Raw genomic sequence first — 25,886 nt, 5'->3', positions numbered from 1 at the left:
GTGTGGCGTGCCAATAGACCCCAGGATGACGACTTCTTCGCGGAGCCGGACGACAGTCATGCCCGCGTGGAGCGGCAGGTGACTGCGCCCCATGCGCTGACCCTCGGCGATCCCAACTACTCACTCTCGAACGTCGCGGAGCCCACCTGGCAGGGCTGGCGATCCGAATTGGGCAGCATCGGGGGCGTATCGCCGCTGTTGCACTTCGTGGACGGGCCCCGCACCCGCATCGAGCTCGGCGCGACCCATCCGGGTGGCCTCGCTCAGTTCATCACCGGCAAGTCCACGCTGCTCTCCAACCTGATCCGGGATGACATCGCGTTGCGGGCCGCCAAGCTCGCCGCTGCGGAGATCGCCGACAAGAGCCTCGAACTCGCCACCGCCCGGGGAATCGACTCGATCCACCTGGGCATCGGGATCGCCGAATGGCAGCACGAGGGCGTGCAGTTCCGCGCGCCGGTGCTGCTGCGCCCGCTCGCCATCCGTCGCTACGGCAGCAACTTCGAGCTCAAGCTCAAAGGAGCGCCGTTCCTCAATCCGGAGCTGTCTCGTGCTCTCGAGGCCCAGTTCCAGATCTCCCTCGATGCCGAGGCATTCGTCGCGCTCGCCGAAGAGGACGGCTCGTTCAAGCCGAACCCGGTGATCGACCGTCTCCGCGGACTCACCTCGCACCTCGAATGGTTCAACGTGCAGCCGCGGCTGGTCGTGTCATCATTCGCGGATGTCTCGCGCGCCATGGAGGCGGACGCCGGCGACCTCGAGCATCCGCTGCTCGACGCCCTCGCCGGCAATCCCTCCGCCAAGTGGGCCATCGAGGAGAGCTACTCGCCGGTGCAGCCGCAGAGCCCCGACCTTCGCACCCCCGAGACCGACACCCTCCTGCTCGATGCCGATGCCGAGCAGGAGCACGTGATCGCCCAGATCGCTGCCGGCAACTCCGTGGTCGTCAAGACCCTTCCCGGCACCGGTGCAACCCAGACCATCGTCAACGCCATCGGCGCCCTCGTGAGCCAGAACAAGCGCGTTCTCGTCGTCAGCGCTCGTCGATCCTCCCTCGCCGGCATCGCGCAGCGTTTCGGTGATGTCGGTCTTGCCGGTCTCGCCGTCGCGCCCGGCACGCTCCGCCGCGATCTCATCCGTTCGATCGGACGCAACGAGAAGGCCCGCGCCCCGCAGATCGGGGAGGTGGATGACGCGCTCGTGCGCCTGCGCAAGGTGCTGCTCGACTACCGCGGCGCCGTAGCCCGCACCGATCCGGCCCTGCGCGTCTCCGTGCTCGACTGCCTCACCGAACTCTCCCGCCTCGCACTGCTTCCTGACCCGCCGGCCACCACCGCGCGGCTGTCCCGCGAGTCGGTCGAGCTGATGGCGGATGACCGCGCCGGCGCAGCCCGCGCCATGGTCGAAGCCGCCGGCCTCGGCGAATTCCGCTATGGTCCGGGAGACTCGCCCTGGTACGGAGCCACCTTCGCGACGAGCGAGGCCGCCTCGCGCGCCCACGCCATCGCGAAGCAGCTTCACCACACCGAACTGCCGCGACTGCTGGAGCGGGCGACGGATCTCATCGCCGGCACCCGTATGCGACCCTTCGAGACGATCAACGAGCTCGGCATCTACCTCCGCCTGCTCATCGACATCCGCGACAGCCTCGACCGGTTCCTCCCGGTGGTGTTCGACCGCTCGCTGAGCGAGCTGATCGCCGCGACCTCCGCCCGCAAGGACTCTCCCGAGATGTCGTCGGCGAATCGCCGCCGGCTCAAGAAACTCGCCAAGGAATACGTGCGCCCCGGCGTGCACATCGGGGACATCAACGAGAGCCTCCAGCACATCCAGCAGCAACGCATCCTGTGGCAGCGCTTCGTCGCGGCCGGGGTCACCCCGGAGGTGCCGGTCGGAATCGCCGATGTGCAGGTGGCCTACCAACAGGTGGCGCAGGACCTCGAATTCCTCGACGAGCCGCTCGGTTCGGTGACGCGCGAGACCCAGCTCATCCACCTGCCGATCCACGTCCTCGCCCAGCGGATCGCGGCCCTCGCGGCCGAATCCGACGTGCTCAACAACCTCCAGGAACGCGCCGAGCTGCGCGCGACCCTCCGTCACCTCCAGCTCGACCCGCTGCTCGACGACCTGGCCTCGCGCCATGTTCCCGATGAGCAGGTGGCCGCAGAGCTCGAACTCTCGTGGTGGCAGTCGGCGCTCGAGTCACTGCTCGAGGCGGATCGTGCGCTGCTCAACGCGAACACCTCTGTGCTCGATCGGCTCGAAGCGGACTTCCGCCTCGTCGACGAGGCCCATGCCGCCGGCAGCGCCCAGCTCCTGGGCTGGCAGCTCGCCGAGAACTGGAGCATCGGTCTCGTGGACTGGCCGGAGGAGGCATCCGCCCTCAAGACGGCACTCCGCGGCCCTTCGATCGACGCCCGCGACCTGCAGGAAGCCGCGCCGCACCTCTCGCGCACCATCGCGCCGGTGTGGCTCGCATCGCCCTATGAGGTCGCCGGCATCACCGACACCCTCGCCTTCGACACCGTCGTGCTCGTGGATGCCGGAGCGACGACACTCGCCGAGAACCTCGGCGCCATCCGTCGCGGCAAGCAGACCGTGGCCTTCGGCGACCCGGTCACCCAGACCCCATCCCCCTTCGCGCTCGGGCTCGCGGGAGCCGACGAGGCCGCTCCGCTCGAGGCCGAGGCGCTCGACGCCCTTCACGGGCAGTCCGCTCTCGCGCGTCTCGCATCCGTGCTTCCGACCCTTGCTCTCACCCGCAGCTATCGTGCGGGCGGGGAAGACCTTGCCGAGCTTGTGAACCGTCGTTTCTACGCGGGCAAGATCGAGTCGTTTCCCTGGGCGGGCAGCTTCCTCGGTCACGGCAGCATCCGCCTCGACTTCCTGGCCGATGGATCCGGGATGCCCGATCCGGAGTCCGGCGGCGTCGAGAGTGTCGACGCCGAAGTCAACCGCGCCGTCGAACTCGTGATCGAGCACGCGACGACCCGCCCGCACGAGTCCCTCATGGTCATCACCGCCAGCGCCCGCCATGCCGTCCGCGTGCAGCAGGCGGTGCTCGCCGCCACCTCTGGTCGACCAGAGCTCAGCGACTTCGTGCTCGGCGATCGGCCGGAACCGTTCACGGTGACCACCATCGAACAGGCCGTGGCGCAGAGCCGCGATCGCGTGATCTTCTCCATCGGCTACGGTCGCACCCCGCACGGTCGGGTGCTCTCGGACTTCGGTGCCCTCGGGCGCCCGGGGGGCGAACGACTGCTCGCCGTCGCGATGACGCGTGCCCGCCGTTCCATGGTGATCGTCACGTGCTTCGAGGCGCAGGACATCGACGAGGACCGCATGCACTTCGGCGCCATCGCCCTCGCCGAGATCCTCACCGACGTGACCGCTCGCAACGCGCTCGCCTCCTCGACGGATGACAGCGAGCCGATGCTCGTCGACCTCGCAAGGCGCCTGCAGCTTCGCGGCCTCCGGGTGGCCCTCGGTCACCGCGGCAAACTCGGGCTCGTGGCATCCCACCAGGGCATGTGTCTCACCATCGAGACCGATTCTGTGCTTCACGGCACGAGCCTCCGCGAGTCGCTGCGCCTGCGCCCCGAGATGCTGCGCCGCCTCGGATGGCACTACTTGCGGGTGCACGCCTTCGAGCTGTTCAGCGAGCCGGATGCCGTCGCGGATCGCATCGTGACGATGCTCGGTGCGACTTCTGCTCCCGACACCCAGCCGATCCCGATCGTGGGTACGGCCGGCAGTGCGGCACACCAGGGCTGACGTGGGCAAGCACGACGCCCCGACACCGCGGGAACGACCGCGCCGCCGGGTGAGAACCGAGGCCATCGCCGGTTCCGATCCGAACCCCCAGAAGGAACCGCCGCGGCACGCCGAGAACGAGAACGACGAACGCCTCAAGGCCGACAAGCCGCCGCACTGGGGCCAGACGCACTAGCCCGTGCGCGAGCGTCGCCGGTTCACTCCGCCGACGAATCCGGGCCATTGCGGTCACCTCGGGCCGGCGTGCCGACCCGAGGTGACCGCAACGGCCCAGATCGCGGCATGACCGCTACTGTGCAGCGTGCGCTCCGCTCGAGGGCGGAAGCGTGTGATCGCCCTCGGGCGACGGGCGTCCGGCTAGCAGGTCCCGGATCTGGATGAGCAGCTCGGTCTCGGTGGGGGGAAGGTCGGCCGGGGTGGCCGCCTCCTCCTGCTTCTGTTTCGCGAAGGCCAGCTTGCCGAGGTGGTTGATCGGCAGCACGATGGCGAAGTAGACGACGAGCGCAATGATCAGGAACTGGATCACCGCGGCCAGTACCGAACCGAACATGATGACTCCCGGCTTGCCGCCGCCGATCGCCGGGAGGGGAACCTGGAACGCCTTTGTGAGGTCTGTGGCGTTGAACAGAACCCCGATGATCGGGTTGAAGATTCCCGAAACCAGTGCCGTCACGATCGCGGTGAAGGCGGCGCCGATGATGATTCCGACGGCCAGGTCGATCACATTGCCGCGGAGAATGAATTCCTTGAAGCCTTTGAGCACGGGGACTCCTCTGCTGTCTCTCGTCGAGAGCTACGAACCGGTAGGACCGGAGGGGGAATTCGAAGATACCGTGCCAGATTTCGGAGCGGGGGATTTCGGCGCTGGTGATTCACTCTTCGAACTGGTCTGCTCGGATTTCGCTGCCGGGGCCTCGGGTTTCGTGGCGGAAGACGACTCGGATGACGGCGTGGAAGACGATCCGGACGACTTCGAGTTCTCGGCGCGGCTGTCGTTGCGGTAGAAGCCCGATCCGGTGAAGCTCACTCCGATCGAGTTGAAGACCTTGCGCAGCTGGGACTGGCCGCAGTTGGGGCACACGGTGAGGGACTCGTCGGTGAACGCCTGGTACTGGTCGAACGCGTAGTCGCAGTTCGCACAGCGGTAGGAATAGGTGGGCACAGGAGTCCTTTAGGAAAGAGAAAGTCAGAAGCTGATGATGGCGCCGGGGGTGACGACACCGTCCACGCGCTTGTCGTGCACCTCGCTCGGCACACTGTCGACCAACTCCCGGTCGAAGATCACAGCATAGACCGGCGGGCACTTCTCCATCGATCCGAGCGTGCGGTCGAAGTAGCCGCGACCCCACCCCATCCGCATTCCGGAGCGGTCGACGGATGCCGCGGGCACGAGGATCAGGTCCACATCGTTGATCGCGATCGGGCCGAGCAGCTCGCCGACGGGTTCCGGCATGCCGAAGAGCCCCTCGATCTCGGTCTCGCCGTCGCCGACGGTCCAGTCGAGCAGGCCGTCGTCGCGCGAGATGGGGAAGAGGATGCGGATCTTCTGCTCGTCGGCCCAGTTCAGGAAGGGGCGGATGTTCGGTTCGTCTGTCGCCGGTAGATAGGCCGCCACCGAGCTCACCCGCAGCTTCGTGGCAAGGTCGATGAGGTGGGCACACAGCTGCCCGGTGGACTGCTCCCGCTCGCGCGCCGTCATGATGCGCCGGCGCTCGCGTAACTCCGCACGCAGGGCGCGCTTCTGGTGACTCTCGTCGCCGCTCATGCCACCACCCCGTTCACGCCAGTACCCCGCTCGTGCGCCCAAGTCTATGGTCCGTCGTGAGTTAACGCCCTCGAAATGGCGGTCGTATACCCTAGGCGCCATGGCCTTCACAATCACTAAAGCTGTCATCCCCGCAGCGGGACTCGGTACACGATTCCTGCCCGCCACCAAAGCGATGCCCAAGGAGATGCTGCCCGTCGTCGACAAGCCCGCGATCCAGTACGTGGTGGAGGAAGCGGTCGCCGCCGGCCTCACCGATGTGCTGATGATCACGGGCCGCAACAAGAACGCTCTCGAGAACCACTTCGACCGCGTGGGCGAGCTCGAGGCCACACTGCTCATGAAGGGCGACATCGAACGCCTGCGCAAAGTGAACTACGCCACCGACCTCGCCGAGGTGCACTATGTGCGCCAGGGCGATCCCAAGGGACTCGGCCACGCCGTCCTGCGCGCCCGGATGCACGTGGGCCACGAACCATTCGCCGTGCTGCTCGGTGACGACATCATCGACGAACGCGACGTGCTGCTCTCCCGGATGCTCGAGGAGCAGGGCAAGCGCAACGCCACGATCGTCGCACTGCTCGAGGTCGACCCGGCCCAGGTGCACATGTACGGAATCGCGACCGTCGAGGCCACCGAGGACGACGACGTGGTTCGCATCACCGGACTGGTCGAGAAACCCACCCGCGACAAGGCCCCGTCCAACTACGCGATCATCGGCCGGTACGTGTTGCAGCCCGAGATCTTCGACATCCTCGAGCACACGCCGGCAGGCAAGGGTGGGGAGATCCAGCTGACGGATGCTCTCCAGACACTCGCGGCCAACCCCAGCATCGCGGGCGGCGTCTATGGTGTGGTCTTCCGCGGTCGCCGGTACGACACCGGGGACCGGCTCGACTACATCAAGGCCATCGTGCAGCTCGCCGTCGAGCGCGACGACCTCGGCCCGGATCTGCGTCCCTGGCTCAAGGACTTCGCCAGCACCCTCAAGTAGTCCGGTGGTCGAGTAGGCCGCCCCCGGCCGTACCGAGACGCGCGGGCCCCCGGCTCTAGACTGGTGCGGTGGCGACCCCGATCCCTACCCTCCGCGAGGGCAAGACCACTATCCGCCCCATCCGTCTGAGGGATGCGCGGGTGCTCGAGCGCGAGTTGCTCGAGAACCGGGGATGGTTGCGCAAGTGGGAGGCGACCAACCCGCACGGCGCGATGAGTTTCGATGTTCGGTCGAGCATCCGGAGCCTCCAGGCCAACGCACGTGCCGGTTTCGGGCTGCCCTTCGCGATCGAGTACGACGGCGAATTCGCCGGGCAGCTCAACGTGTCGGGCATCACCTACGGCTCGCTGTCGTCGGCGACGATCGGCTACTGGGTGTCGGAGCGCTTCGCGGGCAAGGGGGTGACGCCGACCGCGGTGGCCCTTGCAAGCGACTACGCCTTCTTCCAGGTCGGGCTGCATCGCATGGAGATCTGCATCCGTCCGGAGAATGCGCCGAGCCTCCGGGTGGTGGAGAAACTCGGGTTCCGCTACGAGGGACTGCGCCGGCGCTACATCCACATCAACGGAGACTGGCGCGACCACTTCTGTTTCGCGCTCGTGGCCGAGGAACTGCCCACAGGCGTCCTGAGGCGCTGGCTCGACGGCCGGGTTCCGGAGGGCGCCGGCGTCGTGCCGCAGGCCGACTGGGATGCGTCGCTGCAGCGGGGAACACACCCTCGGTAATCGAGCCTTAATCGACCAGGCACTCGTACCGTAGGGATATGGGTGCAGAGGGAGTCGGATCGGGCGTGATCATCGCCCTCGCCGCCGTGCTCTGGTTGGCCTACCTCGTGCCGACCTGGCTGCGTCGTCGCGAGTATCTCGCGACCGAACGCAATGCGCTCCGCCTTCAGCAGACCCTTCGCATCATGGCGGAGACGTCCGAGGTTCCCCAGCAGGTGCGGGCCGAGGCCAGCGCCCGCAACGCCGCCCAGCAGGAGCGCGTGCTCAAGAAGCAGCTGCAGCGCAGCGCTGCGATCGCCGAAGCGCAGGATGCCGCGGTCGCGCGCGCCGCGGCCCGCCGTCTCGCAGAGACCCAACCCGCCATTGCTGCGGATGTCGCGACCAGCTCATCGGCGTCCCGTCGCCTTCGTCGCTCCCGCGCGATCACCTCGGTGATCCTCTTCTCCGGCCTCGCCGCCACCGGCCTCGGGGTATCGCAGCTGGCCGCATCCGGTGCCTGGATGCTTCTCGCGGTCGGCGCCGCCGTGAGCCTCGGCAGCGTCGCGATGCTCGGGCAGATGGCCTCCGTCGGCCGCGCCCGCGCCGAACTCGCCCGCACCCTGCGCTCGCGTCCCGTCGTCGTGGTCGAGGCGCCGCCGGTGGTCGTCGCGCCCGTCGCGCCCGTGCAGGTCACCTGGACCCCGGTCCCGGTGCCGAAGCCCCTCTACATGACCCGTCCCGCACCGGAGCGCTCCCTTGTCGCTTCGCTCGAGGCCGCGGCCGAGCTTCGCCAGGCCGCGGCGGATGCCGAACGCAGGCTTCGCGAAGCGCATGAGGCCCCGGAGGTCACTCCGATCCGCCCCGCGGCCGCTGTGGCCTCCGCTGCAGCTTCTGTCGCGCCGAGTCGCTTCGCGCGCATGGGGTTCGTCGAGGAGCAGCCCGAGGCGCACACGGACCTCGACGCCGTGCTTCGCCGCCGTCGCGCCTGAGCTGCCCGAGCGATACATCCCCCCACGGCTTTTCGTGGCTGCGCCTTTCCGGGGACTGCTGCCGTGCCAGAACCCCTGTATAGCCCCGCGAGTGGGCAGAAGTGGCGCGAAAACCAGCATTTTGGCGCCACTTCCGCCCACTCGCGGAGGTTTCGAGGGATTCTGGACGCCCGGCGGCCTGCGCCGAAGCCGCGCTCGAAAGTGATAACGTAGCTACGCAGTACGGGCCCTTGGCGCAGTTGGTAGCGCGCCTCGTTCGCATCGAGGAGGTCAGGAGTTCGAATCTCCTAGGGTCCACCAGCACTGCAGAAACTCCCCTCACTATGGCGAAGCGGCCAGGGTGAGGGGAGTTTTTCAGTGATCGGGTGAGCTCACGAGGAGCCCGTAGCAGCCCGCGAGCAGCGAGGACACACCGATGAGCGACGACAGCCTCACCGAGCGCTTCGACACTCCCGCGACTCCCGCTCCCGATGGGCCCGACCGGCGCTGGACTCTGTTGTTGCCGAGCCTTGCGGCAATCGGCGGGGTGGTGCTCATGCTCGTGATCATGATGGTGGTCACCCTCGTCGCTCGGGGCGGCGCAACTCTGCCGGGCTGATGACCTGACACCCGTGATGCTGCACCCGAAATGCGGTTCGATCACGCTATGAAGCCGCTACGTCGGGACGACAGCCGGACGATGTTGGCGATGATGGGCTCGATCACGGGCCTCCCACCGGTGATGTGGGGCACGAGCATCATCGGTTTCGGTACTCACCACTACGTCTACGAGAGCGGCCGCGAGGGGGATACCCCGATAGTCGCGTTCTCCCCGCGCAAGTCCGCCCTCGTGGTCTACAGCGTCATCGCCCACCCCGGCGCAGGGCAACCGACCGCGCCCCGGTAGCTCCGAACCCGTGCGGACACGTCGAGTAGGGTGGCGTTCGTGTCCGACACCGAGAGCCCACCGCCGAACCAGACGTCGAGCCCGACGCCCGCGCCGCCAACTCACGAGCCGGCCTCCGCACCGGCGGCCCTCGGCATCCGCGGGCTCTACAAGCGTTTCGGTGACAAGGTCGCCGTCGACGACCTCGACCTCGATGTGCCGACCGGGTCGTTCTACGGGCTGGTCGGTCCGAACGGCGCCGGCAAGACCACGACCCTCTCGATGGCGACAGGGCTGCTGAGACCGGATGCCGGCACCATCACGCTGCACGGGGTCGACGTCTGGCGCAACCCGCTCGAGGCGAAGCGCCTCGTGGGGGTGCTCTCCGACGGCGTGCGCCTGTTCGACCGGCTCACCGGCGAGCAGCTCGTCACCTATTCCGGCCTGCTCTCGGGCATGAACCGGGAGACGGTGGCCGAGCGCGTGGACGACCTCCTCCGCCTTCTCGACCTCCAGGCCGCGAGCGGCACACTGGTGGTCGACTACTCGGCGGGGATGACCAAAAAGATCGCGCTCGCCTGCGCGCTCGTCCACGCACCGCGGCTTCTTGTGCTCGACGAGCCGTTCGAGTCGGTCGACCCGGTGTCGGCCGCGAACATCCGCGACATCCTGCAGGGCTATGTGTCGTCCGGCGGCACGGTCATCGTCTCGAGCCACGCGATGGATCTTGTGCAGCGCATGTGCGACCATGTGGCGATCATCGCGGCCGGTCGGGTGCTCGCCGCCGGCACCGTCGACGAGGTGCGCGGTGGATCTACTCTCGAGGACCGGTTCGTCGAGCTGGTCGGTGGACGTCACCATGCGGAGGGTCCCGAGTGGTTGCGGATCTCCTGAGGCTCCGCCTCCTCGTTCTCAAGAACTCCCTGCTGCGCAGCACCTGGCAGCTCGTCGCGGTGATCTTCGGCGCGCTCTACGGCCTCGGCATCCTGTTCGGTATCACGATCGGCCTCATCGCCCTCAGCGGGGTGCCGGTGTCGATCTCGCGCACCGTCGTCGTGCTCGCGGGCTCGGCGCTCGTGCTCGGGTGGGTGCTCATCCCGCTGCTCGCGTCCGGGATCGACCAGACGCTCGAACCGGCGCGGCTGGTGACCTTCCCCATTCCGCTCGACACCCTGCTGCTCGGTCTCGCCCTCAGCGGTCTCGTCGGGGTACCCGGCATCGTGACCATGCTCGGATCGCTGGCGACCGCGGGCACCTGGTGGCAGCATCCGCTCATCGCCCTGATCGCCGCCGTGTGCTCGGCCATCGCGGCGGCGACCTGCATTGTGGGATCTCGCGCCGTCACCACCCTCAGCACCCTCTTCACGTCGGGGCGACGATTCCGGGAGGCGGCGGGCTTCCTCGCGATCATCCCGCTCGTGCTGCTCGGTCCGATCATCGTGTCGGTCTCCTCGGGCATCCGCACGTCGACCGATGCCCTCCCGGGGCTCGCGAACGCCCTCGCCTGGACACCGCTCGGAGCGCTGTGGGCTGTGCCCTCCGATATCGCCGTCGGGCATTGGGGGCAGGCCGCGGTGCACTTTCTGATCGGAGCCGTGACCTTCGCGCTCCTGGTACTGGTCTGGCGACGCAGCCTCGCCCTCGCCCTCGTCACACCGGCCCACAGCACCTCGCGCAGCCGAGGCAGCGGCAAGCTCGGGCTCCTCGGCCGCTTTCCCGCGACGCCCGCCGGGGCGGTGGCGGCCCGTTCGCTCACCTACTGGATACGCGATCCGCGGTATGCGCGACAGCTGTTGGTCGTTCCGCTCATCCCCGTGCTGATGTTCTTCTACAGCCGCGAAGGATCGCTCGATCTGCTCCACGCGGTCGCGCCGATCGTCGCTCTGCTGCTGTCGCTGTCGATCTTTTCCGACCTGTCCTACGAGGGCACCGCGTTCGCGACACAGATCTCCTCCGGCATTCGGGGGAGGGATGACCGGCTCGGCCGCGCCGCCGCCCTCGGCAGCTTCGGGCTGCCGATCGTCATCCTCTTCAGTGTCGGTTCGGTGTGGATCAGCGGCTCTTGGGAGGTGCTGCCCGGCCTCCTTGGACTCTCGATCGGCATCTTCCTCACTGGTCTCGGCGTGTCGAGCTACTCCTCGGCGCGCATCGTCATCCCCGTGCCCGGCCCGGGTGACAATCCGTTCAAAGCCGCGCCGGGTGCCGGATTCACTACCGCCCTCACGACCTTCGCCACCTGGGGCGTGCTCGGGGTGCTGGTGCTGCCGGAGCTCATACTCGCCGTGGTGGGTGCGGTGACCGGCGTGGCGCTGCTCGGGTGGATCGGGCTCGTGGTCGGCATCGGCCTGGGGTCGGGGCTGATGATCACCGGCATCCGTCTCGGGGGAGCCCAACTCGATCGGGCGGCACCGGAGCTTCTCGAGCACCTCGCTCGCCAGCGCTGACCTTTCGGGCTCACCTCCCCTCGGGGCTGGACCCCGGCTCAGGCGCGCTGGGCGCGGCTGCGGCGACGGCGCACGATGACCACGGCGATGCCGGCGAGCAGGGAAGCGAAGACCACCCAGGGCAGCGCGACCCCGAGCACCACGAGGAGTCCGGAGAGGAATGCCAGGAAGGACTCCCATCCGGCCACCAGTCCGGAGAGGAAGGTCGCGGGTGGTCGCACCGGCGCCGTCGCGACGGTGCCGAAGTCCACAGTGAGGGTGGCGAGATCGACCTGGTCGTCGAGGCCGCGCTTCTGGGACTGCAGGCTCTCGAGGGTGGCCTGGCGATCGGAGAGGGCGGTCTCGATGGAGATGAGGTCCGCGGTGGTCGTGGCGCGCGACATCAGCTCGATGAGCCGGTCGACGGAGGTCGTGAGGGCGGTGATCCGCGCATCGAGATCCTGGGCCTGGGCGGTCACGTCCTGCGTGGTGAGGGACACGTTCTCCACGCGACCGAGCTTCTTCAGCTGGGTCACGGCGCCATCGAGTTTCGCGCTCGGAATGCGCAGCACCAGCTGCGCAGACCCCGGCGTGCCGTCGGTGGTGGGACGCTCTTGCCGGCCGTCGACATGCCCGCCCGCGGCATCCGCGATCCCCGCGGCCTTCTCGGCGGCGGCGGACGGCGTCTCGACCGTGATTGAGATGGTGCCGGTCGTGATGACGGAGCGGTTCGCCGATTGGGCGGCGGGCACGGTGGCCGATGAGGCCGTGCCGGACGAATCGGTGACGGTGGTGCCCTTCTCGGCTGCGTTCGCGGGCGCGCGGGAGATCGAACTTCCCGAGGTGCCGGTCGCCGATGGCCCCGCCGCGGAGCACCCCGCAAGCCCGAGCGCCGCAACGAGCAGGACCGTGGTGACCAGGATTCGCCTCATGTCATCACGGTAGGACGCCGCTCCGGTGAGCCGCTACCCAACGTTTTCCGTCGTTCGCACGTCAGCGGCATCGGCGATTCTGGGAATCCCTTGGGAGTCGGATGTGCGGGGGTACGGCCAGGAATACCGTGCCAACTACATCGCACTCATCACCACACGAAGGAGAGATCATGGGCCTGTTGGACAACGCCAAGGACGCCGCGGAAGCGACCGGAAAGAAGGTCGGCGAATGGGTCGACGATAGTAAGGAGCGTGTGAGCGACCGCGTCGACGAGGTGAAGGCCGAAGCCGATGTGAAGCGTGCCGAGGCCGAGGTCTCGAAGGCGGAGGCCGAGCGCGACGCCACCAAGGCGAAGAACGACTACAAAGAAGACCTGCGCGACTGAGGACTTGGGCGGGCGGGCACTTCAGGCGGGCAGCGCGATGACAGCGTCGACCTAGGCTGGAGTGATGGACACTCGCACTCTCGGACGCACCCACCGCACCGTCTCCGCCATCGCGCTCGGCACCTGGCAGCTCGGTTCCGACTGGGGCGAGGTGACGGAGACGGATGCCCGGGCCGTGCTCGACGCGTCCGTCGAGGCCGGCGTCACCCTGTTCGACACCGCGGATGTCTACGGCGACGGGCGCAGCGAGCAGCTGATCGGCGGCTATCTCGCCGATCGCCCGGGCCACGGCATCACCGTCGCCACCAAGATGGGACGGCGGGAGAGTCAGGATCCCGCCAATTTCACCCTGCCGAAGTTTCGTGAGTGGACCGACCGCTCGCGCGCCAACCTGCGCACCGACACCCTCGACCTCGTGCAGCTGCACTGCCCGCCGACCGCCGTGCTCCACACCGATCGAGTATTCGACGACCTGGACACCCTCGTCTCCGAGGGCGCGATCGCGGCCTACGGCGTGAGTGTCGAGACGGCGGATGAGGCGCTCGCGGCGATCGCGCGACCGAGTGTCGCCACGGTACAGATCATCCTCAATGCGTTCCGCCTCAAGCCGCTGGACGCCGTGCTGCCCGCCGCGATCGCGGCCGGCGTCGGCATCATCGCGCGGGTTCCCCTCGCCTCCGGACTGCTCAGCGGTAAGTACACGGCCGAGACGACCTTCGCCGCGAACGACCATCGAACCTACAACCGCGACGGCTCCGCCTTCGATGTGGGGGAGACCTTCTCGGGGGTCGACTTCGAGCGGGGTGTCGCGGCCGCCCAGGAGTTCGCTGCGCTGCTGCCGGCGGAGGCCGCAGCATCCGGTTTCAGCACCGCACAGGTCGCTCTCGCCTGGGTCGCCCAGCTCGAAGGGGTCAGTGCGGTGATCCCCGGCGCGCGGAACGTCGCCCAGGCCGAGAGTAATGCGGCGGCGGGATCGGTGCCGCCGTTGAGCCCGGCCTTCACCGCTGCGGTCACCGCGCTCTACGACCGGGAGTTCCGGGCAGCGGTGCACGACCGCTGGTGACCCGCCTGCTGGTCGAGTAAGGCGCTCAGCGCCCGCGGGGAGCGAGCCCGCGGTTCCCGCGCGATATCAGTGCTTGTCCGGCTCCATACCGGTACGCACGCCAGACTCGAGCCCACCGATTGCGGCCAGGTCCGCCGCATCCAGTTCGAAGTCGAAGACCTCGAAGTTCTCGACGATTCGGCTGGCCGTCACCGACTTCGGAATCACGACGTTGCCCAGCTGGAGATGCCAGCGGATCACCACCTGCGCGGCGCTCCGATTATGCTTCGCTGCGATGGAGTCCAGCACGCGATCGCCGATAAGGCGTCCTCGCGCGAGCGGCGACCACGCCTCCGTGAGGATGCCGTGGCTCGCGTCGTAGTCGCGCACCTCCTGTTGGGGAAGCCACGGATGCAGCTCGACCTGGTTGATCGCCGGCACCGTTGCGGTCTCGGCGAGGAGCCGATCGATGTGATGCGGAGCGAAGTTCGATACTCCGATCGAGAGTGCGCGGCCGTCGGCCTTGATCGCCTCGAGGGCACGCCAGGTCTCCACGAACAGGTCCTTCGAGGGCACCGGCCAGTGGATGAGGTAGAGGTCGACGTAGTCGAATCCGAGCAACTCGAGGCTTGTGTCGAAGGCGCGGCGGGTCTTGTCGAAGCCGTGGTCGTCGTCCCAGACCTTCGTCGTGACGAACACCTCGTCACGCGGCACCCCCGAAGCCCGCACGCCGTCGCCCACTCCGCGCTCGTTGTTGTACAGCGTCGCGGTGTCGACGTGACGGTAGCCCGCATCGAGTGCCACCTCGACGACCCTGGCCGCCTCGGCATCCGGTACCTTGTACACGCCCAGCCCGAGCTGCGGGATGTCGCGGCCGTCGTTCATGGTGAGCATGGGCGAAATCGAGGGCGTCATCCCCCCATTATCGAAGACGGCCTGCTGCCCCGGCATCCGGCTGCAGAATAGTAGGTGTCCCGAGAAAACGCGTCGAGGAGAAAAAATGACGAAACTCATGATCATCGTCGGAAGTGTGCGACCGGGGCGTATCGGCCCGGTGATCGCCGAATGGGTGCGGAAATCGGCTCTCGCCCGCGGGGATTTCGAGGTGGACTTCGTCGACCTCCTGGAGCTCGGGCTGCCCTTCATGGACGAGCCGAACCATCCGCGACTGCGCGCCTACACGAAGCAGCACACCCTCGACTGGAGTGCTCGGGTCGATGCGGCGGATGCCGTCATCATGGTGACGCCCGAGTACAACCACAGTTTCTCGCCGGCGTTGAAGAACGCTCTCGACTTCCTCGCGGCCGAGTGGTGGCGCAAGCCGGTGGCCTTCGTCAGCTACGGCGGTGTCTCCGGCGGATCACGCGGAGTCACGGCGATCGAGCCCGTGGTCGTGGGACTGGGAATGGTGCGGGTCGGTGCCGAGGTGGAGATCCCCTTCGCAGCCCGCCTCATCACCGACGGTGTGTTCGCGCCGGAAGCCAAAGAGGTGGCCATCCTCGCAAAGCTCCTCGACGAGACCGCGGCCCTCGCGGCCGTGCTCGGTCCGCTGCAGAACTGACGCCGGTCGGCATCGCCCGCGATGCATCCCACTAGCCGGGATGCGTCGCGATCGGCTCCGTGTCCGGGATCGGGCTCGCATCGCGGCCGCGCAGGTCGGGGTGCGCCCGGTGGAAGATCGTCGGGATGAGGAATCCGACGCCCGCAAAGGCCGCTGCCACCCAGAAGGCGCCGGGAGCACCGAAGCTGTCGATGAGGAATCCGGCGACGGCGGATCCGATCGCCGCCCCGATCAGCTGTCCGGTGCCCACCCAGCCGTAGGCCTCGGCGGTCTCGCTGAATCGCACGCTCGACGACACGATCGCGAACATCACGGCGAGGGCTGGCGCGATGCCGATTCCTGCGACGAAGAGCGTCACCGCGAGCCACCAGAAGTTGAGGGATACCGCAGCAAGCGACATCCCCACGAAGATCGCGAAAAGGCGGCGGGCCAGCGCCCACGGGCCGATCGGGATGTGGCCGAGGGCCAGGCCGCCGATGAGCGATCCGACCGCGAAGAGACCGAGCACGACGCCGGCCTGCGGTCCGCTGTCGCCGAAGGCCGAGACGACCCCCGCCTCGACCGCGGCACAGGCGCCAACGAGTAGGAACCCGGTGGTGGTGGCGAGCAGCACGGCCGGCTTCTTCAGCACGGCCCCGAGGTTGCGCTTGCTCCGGGGGATCCGTACGCGACCGACCTCGGGGGAGGAGATGAACCAGATGCCGCCGCCGACGAGGAAGGCGAGAGCGACGAGGATCGCGAGCACCGTGCTCACCTGGATGGCGAGGAAAGTGGTGATCACGGGCCCGAGCACCCAGATCACCTCCTGGGCCGAGGCGTCGAGGGAGAACAGCGGGGTGAGCTGGCGGGAGTTGACCATCTTGGGGTAGATGGTGCGCACTGCCGGCTGGATCGGCGGGGTGCTGAGTCCACCGACGAATCCGATGGCCATGTAGAGGCCGATCGGCAGCGGCGGGGCGAGAGCGATAGTTCCGACGGCCGTTGCACAGACGATGATCGTGAGGATCAACACCCGGCGCATTCCCCAGACGCCCATCCAGCGGCTGGTGAGCGGCCCGGCGATGGCCTGGCCGATGCTGGTGGCTGCGAGCACCAGGCCGGCGGCGAAGTACGTGCCCGAGATGTGCTCGATGTGCAGGAGGAAGGCGAGCGAGAGCATCCCGTTCGGGAATCGGGCCACAAGCTGGGCCGCCATGATGCGCGCGACGCCGCGCGTTTTCAGGAGGCTCAGGTAGGTCTTCACAAGGCTGCAATCCTACCGGTCGGGCACGGATCCGCCGGGGTCGGATGTGTCGGATACCGTCGTGTCTACGGGCACCGGATCTCTGCACAGCCTGTGCAGAATCCGGCGAACTTATCCACAATCTGTGGATGACACGCCCACTACATATAGGGTTACCGTTTTGTCGGAGGCCCGCTATATAGTGGTCAAACCGCGGAACCACCGTTCTCCGACCACACCGGTCGGAGGCCGTGAAATGAAGGTTTCCGCACACTATTTCGGCCCTGCTGAGGGGCGCATGAGGGGAAGCAAACGTGGCAATCACCGTAGTCAAGCGCAATGGGCAGCGCGAGCCGTATGACGCGAACAAGATCAACCTCGCGATCGAGCACGCCAGCGCCGGTCTCGACGAGAACATCACCTGGGTCACGCAGATCGCGAGCGAACTCGAACTGACCCTGTTCGACGGCATCACCACGCAGCAGCTCGACGAGGCCGTCATCCAGGTTGCCCTGCAGAACGTGAAAGACGACCCGGCCTTCGACACCGTCGCCGCGCGACTGCTCCTCAAGACGATCTACAAGCGTGTGCTCGGCGACTACGACTCTCCCGAAGAGCTCAAGGTCCTCCACGCGAGCCACTTCGCCGCCAACATCACCCGCGGGGTCGAGGAGCTGCTGCTCGACTCCCGCCTCACCCAGCTGTTCGATCTCGAGGTGCTCGCCAGCGCCCTCGAGCCGGCGCACGACGAGCTGCTCAAGTACATCGGCGTCGTCACCCTCAACAACCGCTACGGCATCAAGGGGCGCAATGGTGACGCCCTCGAGGTTCCGCAGTACTTCTGGATGCGCATCGCCATGGGCCTCTCGCTCAACGAGCAGAACCCGACCGAGCATGCCATCGCCTTCTACGAGAAGATGTCGAGCCTCGAGTACATCGCGGCCGGATCCACCCTCGTCAACGCGGGAACCATCTACCCGCAGCTCGCGAACTGCTTCGTCATGGAGATGCAGGATGACATGGAGCACATCGCGAAGACCACCCGCGACGTGATGTGGCTCACCAAGGGCACCGGCGGCATCGGCCTCTCGGTGACCAAGCTGCGCGCGCAGGGTTCGCCCATCCGTTCCAACAACACGACCTCGACCGGTCCCATCCCGTTCATGCACACGATCGACTCGATCCTGCGTGCGGTGAGCCGCGGCGGCAAGAAGTTCGGCGCCCTCTGCTTCTACATGGAGAACTGGCACCTCGACTTCCCGGAGTTCCTCGACCTCCGCCAGAACTCGGGCGACCCGTACCGCCGAACCCGCACGGCCAACACCGCGGTGTGGATCTCGGACGAGTTCATGAAGCGCGTGCAGAACGATGACGACTGGTACCTCTTCGACCCGCTCGAAGTGCAGGATCTCAACGAGCTCTACGGCAAGGAGTTCTCGGCGAAGTACAACGAATATGTCGCGAAAGCCGAAGCCGGCGAGATGCACATGTTCAAGAAGATCACGGCCCGCGAGCAGTTCAAGTCGATCCTGATCTCCCTCCAGACCACGAGTCACCCGTGGCTGTGCTGGAAAGACACGATCAACCTGCGTGCGCTCAACAACAACACCGGCACGATCCACCTCTCGAACCTCTGCACCGAGATCACCCTGCCGCAGGACGAAGACAACGTCTCCGTCTGCAACCTGGTCTCGATCAACCTGTCCCGCCACCTCGACCCGGTCACCGGAAAGATGGACTTCGGCAAGATCGAGGCGAGCGCTCGTCTCGCCGTCCGCCAGCTCGACAACCTCATCGACATCACCCGCTCCTCGGTGAAGGAGGCGGACTTCTCCAACCAGCAGAACCGCGCCGTCGGTCTCGGGGTCATGGGTTTCACCGACATCGTGGAGCGCCTCGGATTCAGCTACGAGAGCGAAGAGGCATACGACCTGATCGACGAGATCATGGAGCACGTCTCTTACGCGGCGATCGACGAGAGCGCCAACCTCGCAACCGAGCGCGGCGCGTATGCGAACTTCGAGGGCTCCGGATGGTCGAAGGGCCAGGTGCCGTTCGACTCGATCGCGCTCACCGAAGCGGACCGAGGCTCGGTCATTCAGGTCAACCGCACCACCCGGCTCGACTGGGACGCGCTGCGTACCAAGGTGAAGGGTGGAATGCGCAACGCGACCCTCATGGCGATCGCGCCGACCGCATCCATCGGTCTCGTTGCCGGAACGACCCCGGGTCTCGACCCGCAGTTCTCGCAGATCTTCAGCCGCGCCACCTCGAACGGCAAGTTCCTCGAGGTGAACCGCAACCTGGTGAACGACCTGCAGGAGCTGGGCATCTGGGATTCCACCCGCGAGTCGATCCTGCGCAGCCAGGGCGACATCCAGGGCATCGATGCGATCCCCGACCACATCAAGGCCACCTACAAGACGAGCTTCCAGCTCTCGCCGTATGCGTTCCTCGAGGTCGCGGCCCGCGCCCAGAAATGGGTCGACCAGGCCATCAGCCGCAACATGTACCTCGAGACGCGTGACCTCGGCGACATGATGGATATCTACATGGGCGCGTGGGAGCGTGGCGTCAAAACCACCTACTACCTGCACATGAAGCCGCGTCACACCGCGGAGCAGTCCACGGTGAAGGTGAACAAGTCGGAGCAGATCGGTGGCGGTGCCACCGGCGCTGTGCGCAAGGGCTTCGGCTCGGCCGGTCCGGCGGCTCCGGCCGGCGTGTCCGCCTCGACGGCACCGGTCGAGTCTGGTCCCGTGGCCGAGGTTCCGGCGCCCAAGCGCGGCTTCGGTTTCGGTGGGCTCTCTCCCAAGTCGGGGGAGTAGACATGGGATTCGACACCGCGGTCTTGAACACTGCAGCCTTAGTGCCTTCCGGCTTCGACTATGAAGTGCCGGTCGACCCGATGGATGACCTCCAGTGTGAGAGCTGCCAGTAAGTAGGACGTTTAACCGCGCGGATCTCGACACGGGCGGATCTCGACACGGGCGCTGAGCGCCCTACTCGATCACCATTTGCACCTCTGAAGTAACAGCAGACAAAAAGCAGCAGCACCACCACACAGCCAATAGAAAGAAGCACAGGACATGGGAATTCTCGGCACCGGCCTCCAGGAGGGGCTGCTCCTCAAGCCGATCCGTTACCAGTGGGCGATGGACCTGTACGACCAGGCCGTCGCGAACACCTGGTTCCCCAACGAGATCCAGCTCGGCGAGGACATCGCCGACTTCAAGAAGATGACCGATGAAGAACGCCACGCGGTCACCTTCCTTATGAGCTACTTCAACCCGAACGAGCTTCTCGTGAACAAGGCGCTCGCCTTCGGTGTGTACCCGTACGTGAATGCGGCCGAGTGCAGCATCTACCTCGCGAAGCAGATGTGGGAGGAAGCCAACCACTGCATGTCGTTCGAGTACGTGCTCGAGACCTTCCCGATCGACCGGGAGGCCGCGTATAACTCGCACGTCGACATCCCCTCGATGGCGAAGAAGGAAGAGTTCGAGATCAAGTACATCCGTCGCATGACGGAGAACACCCTCGACATCACCACCACCGAGGGCAAGAAGGACTTCGTGCGCAACCTCGTGGCGTACAACGTGATCCTCGAGGGCCTCTGGTTCTACTCGGGCTTCATGGTCGCCCTGTCGTTCCGTCAGCGCAACCTGCTGCGCAACTTCGGATCCCTCATGGACTGGGTCGTTCGCGACGAGTCGCTGCATCTCAAGTTCGGCATCAACCTCATCCTCACGGTGCTGGAGGAGAACCCCGACCTGCAGACCGAGGAGTTCGCCGCCGAGATCAAGCAGATGATCCTGGATGCCGTGGAGCTCGAGGAGCAATACAACCGCGACCTGCTCCCGGGCGGCATCCTCGGGCTCAATGCCAACTACATCAACCAGTACGTGAAGTACCTGGCCGACCGTCGTCTCGAGGAACTCGGCTTCGAAGCCGAGTACAACGTCACGAACCCGGCCAAGTGGATGGCGACCGCGAACGACACCCTCCAGCTCGTCAACTTCTTCGAGTCGACCAACACCTCGTACGAGTCCAACGCCTCGGCGACGGTGGGAGCGAAGTAGTCGGCACGAATCCCACAGAGGCGATCGAGATCGCGCGGGTCGACTGGGTCGACCCGCGCGCTTCTGCTCTGCGGGACATCATGGAAGACGAGATGACCGCGCTGTACGGCTCGACGATGGACCACTATGTGCCAGAGGCCGCCCGAGCACTCTCTGCGGCCTTCGCCGTCGAGCCGCAAACGATCGTGGCGACACTTCTCGCACTCTCCGGGGACGTCCCGGTCGGGCAGGCTGGGCTACGCCCGTGGGGATCGGATGCCGACTCCCTCGACGTGCTCGAGATCAAGAAGGTCTTCGTGCACGAATCCCAGCGAGGCCGGGGCATCTCGCGTGCCCTCATGGTCGAACTGGAGGTTGCCGCTCGAGAGCTGGGTTCGACCCGGCTGATCCTCCAGACCGGCACCCTCCAGCACGCCGCGATCGGCCTCTACGAGAGTCTCGGATACACAGTCTCCGCTCCCTATCCGCCTTTCGAACTCATGTCGAACGCGCTCTGCTACGAGAAGGTGCTGTAGCGCTAACACGGTCCGCTACGCCAGGGGCGCCGCCTTCCCGCCGCGTCGAGGGGTTCGTCGGGGGTCGATGCTGCTGGGTGGGATAAACCAAGGCACGTTCTCGCGCACGTCGATCAGCCAGTTGTTGCGGTGGACCTCGTGGTGATGTCTCGAGCAGAGCAGTATCCCGTTGCGCAGGTCGGACTCTCCATCGTGGGTCCACCAGCGGATGTGGTGGGCTTCGGTGTGGCTCGGCGGATGGGTGCAGTTGCGCCAGGCGCAGCCCCCGAACCGTTCGGCGAGGGCGAGTTTCTGTGCCCGGCTGAAGAGTCGTTGGGTGGTGCCGAGGTCGAGGAGGTCGCTGTCGCCTCCGAGGACCATCGGGATGACATCGGCATCAGCGGCGAGCCGACGGACCGTACCGGCGGAGATCGGTTGTTCGATCCCGTCGGTGGTGGCGTCCCCGATTCCGGTGAGGAGGGAGTCGAGGGTCATCCGCACCACGATCGTCGTGGCGCGGAGCGGGATGTCCGTGTTGGTGCAGGCGATGCCGTGCCGGGCGAAGTCGATGATCGCTTCGGCAGCGAGTTGGGCGATGCTGCGCGGGGCGAAGAGGGCCTCGTCTTCCGCGGCGGTGACATCCGCCCCGGCCTCTGCGCCCGGACCGACATCGGCGGTGGCGTCGACGGATGCGCCGGTGAAGCCGGGACGCCGGATTGAGGCACCGACGTGCACGTCGATCGCGGCGTCGAGATAGGCGGCGCTGAGGGGATCGGCGTCGAGGACGTAACGTTTCATCCCGTTGGGGCGGAGGGTGCGGCGCAGACAGGTGAGGGCGGCGAGGGCCTTTTCTCGAGGCTCGACGCCGTCAACATCGAGGGCGTCCCGCCAGGAGCAGGCGACCTTTCGCACCAGGTCGGCGGGACATTCCGCCGCGAAGGCCACCAGCGCATCTTCGGCTGCGAGGAGGTCGGCCGGATCCGCACGCGGAGTGGCCTGGGTGAGAGCGGTGATGATGTGGTTCGCGGACTCCACCGGGATGGAGCCGGCATCAAGCGCACGGCGGAGCAGGGCGAACTCGGCGGCCAGCACTTCGCCGTGCAGGGAGGTGTGCGGTTCGGTCGCCGTGCCGACCCTGGTGAACCGGTGGGCGTCGGCCAATGGAATCCGTCCGATGTCGACCAGTAGTTCGGCGACGCTGCGATGGCTGTCCGGCCTCGAGTCGGAGGGGACTCCCGCACGCTGGTTGGTCATCATCCGGTCGGCATCGACGGCGTGGCGCGCGATCTTCGCATCGATCAGCCGGCGCGCTGAGAACGCGGAGTTCAGGTCGGCCAGCAGCCGTGCCTCACCGGGGTCGCCGCTGCCGAAGCCGTGATCGGACAGGGGCACAGGCGTGTTCCATTCCCCGGGAACAGTCCACACGTCAGCCGCCGGCAGGGCGACTTCCGTGTGTTGTTCGAGGGTCATCGTCATGACTAAATTCTCCCACTTCAACCCTCAAAGATCAAGTCAAATATAGAGTCTGAACAGCAATTTTACTGATTTCGGGGGTGGACAACGGGTGGGCGTGGCTGCCTGTGGAGGAGAGGAGGAATTGCGTCGCGAAAGCGGAAAAGTTGCCAATGAAGGAGTGGATGTTCGTGGCCCGATAGACATCGAAGCAACCAAGGAGGACGGCAAGAACCAAGGCCCGACGCATCCCCACCCCCGACAGAATCGACATCCCCTGCCCCACCTCACTGCGCATTTGCTGTGGCGCACCGCGCGAAGTTGATGTTTTCGCATTCATAGGCGTAGCGTGCGAAAGAGCGTTCACAGCCGAACGTACCCAGTCGAGGATGACAGGAACACCATGACCGACCCGAGCTACTCCACCCTCTCCGTCGCAGCGATCCTCAAGGAATCCGCCGACCGCACCCCGGATAACGTCGCGCTGGTGGTCGGTACCCAGGAGCTCAGCTACGCGGAGCTCTGGACGCAGACCCGCTCCTACGCGGGAGCCCTGCTCGGCCAGGGTGTCGCCGAGGGCGACGCAGTCGCGATCCTCATCCCGAATGTCGCCGACTTCGCCCGGGCCTACTACGCGATTCTCAGCATCGGGGGGATCGTCGTGCCGATCCACGCGCTTCTGAAGGCCGACGAGATCGAGTACGTTTTGCGCGACTCCGGCGCGACGATGCTCGTCTGTGCTGCACCGCTCCTCGGCCAGGGGGCGAAGGGTGCGAGCCAGGCCGGCATCCCGGTGCTGTCGGTGCTCGCACCGCAACCGATCGACGGCATCCTGCAGCTCGAGAAGCTCGCCGCGGAGGCAGAACCGATCCGCACCTACAGCCCCCGCCAGCCCTCAGACACCGCCACGATCCTCTACACGAGCGGCACGACCGGTAAGCCGAAGGGGGCGATGGGCAGCCACTTCGCGCTCGTCGAGCAGACGAACACGCTTCTTCTCAGTACCTTCGACATGAGGGCGGATGACACAGTCTTCGGTGGTCTTCCGCTGTTCCACACCTTCGGCCAGACCTGCACGCTCAACACGGGGCTCCGCGCCGGTGCGAAGATCGTGCTCCTGCCGAAGTTCGACGGCGACTCCGCCCTCCGTCTTCTCATCGACTCCGGCTGCACCATCATGATGGGTGTTCCCACGATGTACATCGCGCTGCTCGAGGCCGCGAAGAAGACCACCGAGCGGCCGAAGCTGCGCTACGCGGTGTCCGGGGGCGCCTCCCTCCCCCTCGCGGTGATCGAACGCTTCCGTGCCGAGTTCGGGGTAGAGATCTACGAGGGCTACGGCCTTACCGAGACTTCGCCGGTTGCCAGCTTCAACCACGTCGGACGCACGCCCCGCCCCGGAAGCATCGGCACACCGATCTGGGGGGTAGACGTGGAGATCGCCCGCGCCGAGGTGGAAGACAGCATCGAACTCCTTCCGATCGACGAGCTCGGGGAGATCGTGATCCGCGGCCACAACCTCATGAAGGGCTACCTCAACCTGCCAGACGAGTCCGCGAAGGCGGTAGTCGACGGCTGGTTCCGCACCGGCGACCTCGGCACGAAGGATGCGGACGGATACCTCTGGATCGTCGACCGCAAAAAAGACATGATCCTGCGCAACGGCTACAACGTGTATCCCCGTGAGGTCGAGGAGGTGCTGGTGGCGCATCCGGCAGTGTCGAGCGCAGCGGTTTTCGGGGTCGCGCACGAGACGCATGGGCAGGAGATCATGGCGGCCGTCGTTCTGACCCCGGGGGTGGATGTCGACACCGCCGCCCTCGCGGACTACGCGAAGGAGAAATTGGCCGCCTACAAGTACCCTCGCCGGGTGGAGATCGTTGAGGCCCTGCCCCTCGGACCGAGCGGGAAGGTGCTCAAGCGCGAGCTCGTGGCGATCTACGAGGCCAAGTCGGACGCGGCGGCCGAACTCCGGTTGTAGTCAGTTAGGGTAGGCTTACCTAAAGGCTTTCGACGAGGGAGCCCGCCCTGACCAGGGCCGCCCCTGATGGAGGAGCCCCATGATCACCACCCCGAAATGGGTCGGCGCTACCGCGCTCGCACTCGCGACGGTCGTCGCTCTCGCCGGCTGCTCGGCCGCGACGCCGACAGCCAGTTCCACACCCGGCGCCAAGCCAAGCGGATCGATCACCGTCTACAACGCGCAGCATGAGGAGCTCACCCAGGCGTGGGCCGACGAGTTCACGAAGGAGACCGGCGTCGCCGTGACGCTTCGCAACGGCGACGACTCGGAGCTCGGCAATCAGATCGTGCAGGAGGGCAACGCCTCTCCCGCCGACGTCTTCCTCACCGAGAACTCCCCGGCGATGAGTCTCGTAGACAACGCGAAGCTCTTCGCGCCGGTGGACGCCGCGACCCTCGCCCAGGTACCGAAGGCCTACCGGCCGTCGTCGGGGCACTGGACCGGCATCGCTGCACGTAGCACGGTGCTCGCCTACAACCCGTCCCTGGTGTCGGAGAGCCAGCTGCCGGCATCCCTCCTCGATCTTGCGGACGCCAAGTGGAAGGGGCGCTGGGCGGCCTCGCCGTCGGGCGCGGACTTCCAGGCCATCGTGAGCGCGCTCCTTGCGCTGAAGGGTGAGAAGGCGACATCCGCCTGGCTCGCCTCGATGAAGGAGAACTCCACGTCCTACAAGGGCAACAGCACCGTGATGAAGGCGGTGAACGCGGGCGAGATCCCCGCCGGCGTGATTTACCACTACTACTGGTTCGGCGACCAGGCCGGCACCGGGGAGAACAGCGACAACACCAAGCTCTACTACTTCAAGAACGGAGACCCCGGAGCCTTCGTGAGCACTTCCGGCGGTGGAGTGTTGAAGACGGCGAAGAATCCGGTCGCAGCCCAGGCGTTCCTCAAGTTCATCACCGGAAAGGCCGGGCAGGGCATCCTGCAGACCGGGAGTTCGTTCGAATATCCCGTCGCCAGTGACGTTGCCGCGAACAAGGCGCTCGTGCCGCTCGCCGACCTCGACGCCCCGGTGCTCGATCCGTCGAAGCTCGACAGCAAGAAGGTCACCGACCTCATGACCGCGGCAGGACTTCTCTGAGTCTCCGGCTTCTTCGAGTCTCCGGATTCTCCGAGCCGCAGATGAATAGACTCGGCCGGTGACTCGACTCCGACAGCGAACTCCCGCGGCCGTG

25 protein-coding genes and 1 tRNA gene are annotated in these 25,886 nt (G+C 66.6%); 18 read left to right on the top strand and 8 right to left on the bottom strand.

What is annotated here, in order from left to right:
* Both ACVXZ4_RS15155 and ACVXZ4_RS15150 read left to right on the top strand, forming a co-directional pair.
* Positions 1–3,774, top strand: a complete 3,774-nt coding sequence (locus ACVXZ4_RS15155) for an AAA family ATPase (RefSeq protein ID WP_461795640.1) — start codon at positions 1–3, stop codon at positions 3,772–3,774.
* A gap of 1 nt (position 3,775) precedes the next feature.
* On the top strand, positions 3,776–3,949 hold the full coding sequence (locus tag ACVXZ4_RS15150; RefSeq protein WP_461795639.1) for a hypothetical protein: 174 nt from the start codon (positions 3,776–3,778) through the stop codon (positions 3,947–3,949).
* Positions 3,950–4,063: 114 nt separating this feature from the next.
* On the opposite strand, the gene mscL is transcribed toward ACVXZ4_RS15150, so the two are convergent.
* Genes mscL through ACVXZ4_RS15135 form a run of 3 tightly spaced genes read right to left on the bottom strand, consistent with a single transcriptional unit; the run spans position 4,064 to position 5,539 of the window.
* A complete protein-coding gene (mscL, locus tag ACVXZ4_RS15145) occupies positions 4,064–4,537 on the bottom strand; it encodes a large conductance mechanosensitive channel protein MscL (protein ID WP_461795638.1) in 474 nt (157 codons plus the stop codon).
* 30 nt (positions 4,538–4,567) lie between these two features.
* Positions 4,568–4,936: an FmdB family zinc ribbon protein gene (locus ACVXZ4_RS15140; protein WP_461795637.1), complete on the bottom strand. Its 369-nt coding sequence runs from the start codon at positions 4,934–4,936 to the stop codon at positions 4,568–4,570.
* A gap of 24 nt (positions 4,937–4,960) precedes the next feature.
* Positions 4,961–5,539 (bottom strand): 5-formyltetrahydrofolate cyclo-ligase, encoded by a 579-nt coding sequence (locus ACVXZ4_RS15135; protein WP_461795636.1) that lies wholly within the window; start codon positions 5,537–5,539, stop codon positions 4,961–4,963.
* A gap of 100 nt (positions 5,540–5,639) precedes the next feature.
* Between ACVXZ4_RS15135 and galU the strand changes: the two genes are divergently transcribed.
* The 8 genes from galU (at position 5,640) to ACVXZ4_RS15095 (ending at position 11,535) form a co-directional block, all read left to right on the top strand.
* Positions 5,640–6,533, top strand: a complete 894-nt coding sequence (gene galU / locus ACVXZ4_RS15130) for a UTP--glucose-1-phosphate uridylyltransferase GalU (RefSeq protein WP_461795635.1) — start codon at positions 5,640–5,642, stop codon at positions 6,531–6,533.
* 68 nt (positions 6,534–6,601) lie between these two features.
* Positions 6,602–7,258 carry a GNAT family N-acetyltransferase gene (locus ACVXZ4_RS15125; RefSeq protein WP_461795634.1) on the top strand — a complete coding sequence of 219 codons (657 nt, stop codon included), beginning with the start codon at positions 6,602–6,604 and terminating at the stop codon, positions 7,256–7,258.
* 38 nt (positions 7,259–7,296) lie between these two features.
* Entirely contained in the window at positions 7,297–8,226 is a 930-nt protein-coding gene (locus ACVXZ4_RS15120; RefSeq protein ID WP_461795633.1) for a hypothetical protein, read from the top strand.
* Positions 8,227–8,450: 224 nt separating this feature from the next.
* Positions 8,451–8,526 (top strand) — tRNA-Ala (locus ACVXZ4_RS15115).
* A 115-nt stretch (positions 8,527–8,641) separates the two neighbouring features.
* On the top strand, positions 8,642–8,824 hold the full coding sequence (locus ACVXZ4_RS15110) for a hypothetical protein (RefSeq protein WP_461795632.1): 183 nt from the start codon (positions 8,642–8,644) through the stop codon (positions 8,822–8,824).
* Between the two features lie 48 nt (positions 8,825–8,872).
* Entirely contained in the window at positions 8,873–9,112 is a 240-nt protein-coding gene (locus ACVXZ4_RS15105) for a hypothetical protein (protein WP_461795631.1), read from the top strand.
* Between the two features lie 39 nt (positions 9,113–9,151).
* Positions 9,152–9,985, top strand: coding sequence for an ABC transporter ATP-binding protein (locus ACVXZ4_RS15100; protein ID WP_461795630.1), 834 nt, complete (start codon positions 9,152–9,154; stop codon positions 9,983–9,985).
* Positions 9,967–11,535 (top strand): transporter, encoded by a 1,569-nt coding sequence (locus tag ACVXZ4_RS15095; RefSeq protein WP_461795629.1) that lies wholly within the window; start codon positions 9,967–9,969, stop codon positions 11,533–11,535. Before ACVXZ4_RS15100 ends, ACVXZ4_RS15095 begins: the two co-directional genes overlap by 19 nt.
* A 38-nt stretch (positions 11,536–11,573) precedes the next feature.
* On the opposite strand, the gene ACVXZ4_RS15090 is transcribed toward ACVXZ4_RS15095, so the two are convergent.
* Complete coding sequence (locus tag ACVXZ4_RS15090) at positions 11,574–12,446, bottom strand: DUF4349 domain-containing protein (RefSeq protein WP_461795628.1); 873 nt, start codon at positions 12,444–12,446, stop codon at positions 11,574–11,576.
* Positions 12,447–12,616: 170 nt separating this feature from the next.
* Here ACVXZ4_RS15090 and ACVXZ4_RS15085 point away from each other — a divergent pair, with 170 nt between their 5' ends.
* Entirely contained in the window at positions 12,617–12,832 is a 216-nt protein-coding gene (locus tag ACVXZ4_RS15085) for a hypothetical protein (protein ID WP_461795627.1), read from the top strand.
* 64 nt (positions 12,833–12,896) lie between these two features.
* A complete protein-coding gene (locus tag ACVXZ4_RS15080; RefSeq protein ID WP_461795626.1) occupies positions 12,897–13,895 on the top strand; it encodes an aldo/keto reductase in 999 nt (332 codons plus the stop codon).
* Positions 13,896–13,961: 66 nt separating this feature from the next.
* Here ACVXZ4_RS15080 and ACVXZ4_RS15075 read toward each other — a convergent pair whose 3' ends face one another.
* Positions 13,962–14,789 carry an aldo/keto reductase gene (locus ACVXZ4_RS15075; RefSeq protein WP_461795625.1) on the bottom strand — a complete coding sequence of 276 codons (828 nt, stop codon included), beginning with the start codon at positions 14,787–14,789 and terminating at the stop codon, positions 13,962–13,964.
* Between the two features lie 85 nt (positions 14,790–14,874).
* On the opposite strand from ACVXZ4_RS15075, the gene ACVXZ4_RS15070 reads away from it, so the two are divergent.
* Complete coding sequence (locus ACVXZ4_RS15070; protein WP_461795624.1) at positions 14,875–15,435, top strand: NADPH-dependent FMN reductase; 561 nt, start codon at positions 14,875–14,877, stop codon at positions 15,433–15,435.
* Between the two features lie 31 nt (positions 15,436–15,466).
* Here ACVXZ4_RS15070 and ACVXZ4_RS15065 read toward each other — a convergent pair whose 3' ends face one another.
* Positions 15,467–16,678, bottom strand: a complete 1,212-nt coding sequence (locus ACVXZ4_RS15065; RefSeq protein ID WP_461795623.1) for an MFS transporter — start codon at positions 16,676–16,678, stop codon at positions 15,467–15,469.
* A gap of 293 nt (positions 16,679–16,971) precedes the next feature.
* Between ACVXZ4_RS15065 and ACVXZ4_RS15060 the strand changes: the two genes are divergently transcribed.
* The 3 genes from ACVXZ4_RS15060 to ACVXZ4_RS15050 all read left to right on the top strand — a co-directional run bounded on the left by ACVXZ4_RS15060 (position 16,972) and on the right by ACVXZ4_RS15050 (position 21,254).
* Complete coding sequence (locus tag ACVXZ4_RS15060; RefSeq protein WP_461795622.1) at positions 16,972–19,485, top strand: ribonucleoside-diphosphate reductase subunit alpha; 2,514 nt, start codon at positions 16,972–16,974, stop codon at positions 19,483–19,485.
* Positions 19,486–19,746: 261 nt separating this feature from the next.
* A complete protein-coding gene (locus ACVXZ4_RS15055; protein ID WP_185201515.1) occupies positions 19,747–20,739 on the top strand; it encodes a ribonucleotide-diphosphate reductase subunit beta in 993 nt (330 codons plus the stop codon).
* Positions 20,740–20,831: 92 nt separating this feature from the next.
* Complete coding sequence (locus ACVXZ4_RS15050) at positions 20,832–21,254, top strand: GNAT family N-acetyltransferase (RefSeq protein WP_461795621.1); 423 nt, start codon at positions 20,832–20,834, stop codon at positions 21,252–21,254.
* 15 nt (positions 21,255–21,269) lie between these two features.
* On the opposite strand, the gene ACVXZ4_RS15045 is transcribed toward ACVXZ4_RS15050, so the two are convergent.
* Both ACVXZ4_RS15045 and ACVXZ4_RS15040 read right to left on the bottom strand, forming a co-directional pair.
* On the bottom strand, positions 21,270–22,709 hold the full coding sequence (locus tag ACVXZ4_RS15045) for an HNH endonuclease signature motif containing protein (protein ID WP_461795620.1): 1,440 nt from the start codon (positions 22,707–22,709) through the stop codon (positions 21,270–21,272).
* A gap of 31 nt (positions 22,710–22,740) precedes the next feature.
* The gene (locus tag ACVXZ4_RS15040) at positions 22,741–23,025 is read right to left on the bottom strand and encodes a hypothetical protein (RefSeq protein ID WP_461795619.1); all 285 of its coding nucleotides are present in this window, start codon (positions 23,023–23,025) and stop codon (positions 22,741–22,743) included.
* Positions 23,026–23,088: 63 nt separating this feature from the next.
* Here ACVXZ4_RS15040 and ACVXZ4_RS15035 point away from each other — a divergent pair, with 63 nt between their 5' ends.
* Both ACVXZ4_RS15035 and ACVXZ4_RS15030 read left to right on the top strand, forming a co-directional pair.
* Complete coding sequence (locus ACVXZ4_RS15035) at positions 23,089–24,666, top strand: long-chain-fatty-acid--CoA ligase (RefSeq protein ID WP_461795618.1); 1,578 nt, start codon at positions 23,089–23,091, stop codon at positions 24,664–24,666.
* Positions 24,667–24,745: 79 nt separating this feature from the next.
* Complete coding sequence (locus ACVXZ4_RS15030) at positions 24,746–25,792, top strand: iron ABC transporter substrate-binding protein (RefSeq protein WP_461795617.1); 1,047 nt, start codon at positions 24,746–24,748, stop codon at positions 25,790–25,792.
* Positions 25,793–25,886 lie beyond the last annotated feature (94 nt).

The sequence above is a fragment of the Lacisediminihabitans sp. FW035 genome (genome assembly GCF_054880895.1).
This window is presented reverse-complemented; position numbering and strand designations above follow the sequence as displayed.

Coding starts and splice junctions, on each gene's coding strand:
- ACVXZ4_RS15045 (WP_461795620.1), bottom strand. CDS start 22,709: ATGACGATGACCCTCGAACAACACACGGAAGTCGCCCTGCCGGCGGCT.
- ACVXZ4_RS15120 (WP_461795633.1), top strand. CDS start 7,297: ATGGGTGCAGAGGGAGTCGGATCGGGCGTGATCATCGCCCTCGCCGCC.
- ACVXZ4_RS15055 (WP_185201515.1), top strand. CDS start 19,747: ATGGGAATTCTCGGCACCGGCCTCCAGGAGGGGCTGCTCCTCAAGCCG.
- ACVXZ4_RS15050 (WP_461795621.1), top strand. CDS start 20,832: ATGACCGCGCTGTACGGCTCGACGATGGACCACTATGTGCCAGAGGCC.
- ACVXZ4_RS15110 (WP_461795632.1), top strand. CDS start 8,642: ATGAGCGACGACAGCCTCACCGAGCGCTTCGACACTCCCGCGACTCCC.
- ACVXZ4_RS15090 (WP_461795628.1), bottom strand. CDS start 12,446: ATGAGGCGAATCCTGGTCACCACGGTCCTGCTCGTTGCGGCGCTCGGG.
- ACVXZ4_RS15135 (WP_461795636.1), bottom strand. CDS start 5,539: ATGAGCGGCGACGAGAGTCACCAGAAGCGCGCCCTGCGTGCGGAGTTA.
- ACVXZ4_RS15105 (WP_461795631.1), top strand. CDS start 8,873: ATGAAGCCGCTACGTCGGGACGACAGCCGGACGATGTTGGCGATGATG.
- ACVXZ4_RS15030 (WP_461795617.1), top strand. CDS start 24,746: ATGATCACCACCCCGAAATGGGTCGGCGCTACCGCGCTCGCACTCGCG.
- ACVXZ4_RS15040 (WP_461795619.1), bottom strand. CDS start 23,025: ATGAATGCGAAAACATCAACTTCGCGCGGTGCGCCACAGCAAATGCGC.
- ACVXZ4_RS15035 (WP_461795618.1), top strand. CDS start 23,089: ATGACCGACCCGAGCTACTCCACCCTCTCCGTCGCAGCGATCCTCAAG.
- ACVXZ4_RS15085 (WP_461795627.1), top strand. CDS start 12,617: ATGGGCCTGTTGGACAACGCCAAGGACGCCGCGGAAGCGACCGGAAAG.
- ACVXZ4_RS15080 (WP_461795626.1), top strand. CDS start 12,897: ATGGACACTCGCACTCTCGGACGCACCCACCGCACCGTCTCCGCCATC.
- galU (WP_461795635.1), top strand. CDS start 5,640: ATGGCCTTCACAATCACTAAAGCTGTCATCCCCGCAGCGGGACTCGGT.
- ACVXZ4_RS15070 (WP_461795624.1), top strand. CDS start 14,875: ATGACGAAACTCATGATCATCGTCGGAAGTGTGCGACCGGGGCGTATC.
- ACVXZ4_RS15075 (WP_461795625.1), bottom strand. CDS start 14,789: ATGACGCCCTCGATTTCGCCCATGCTCACCATGAACGACGGCCGCGAC.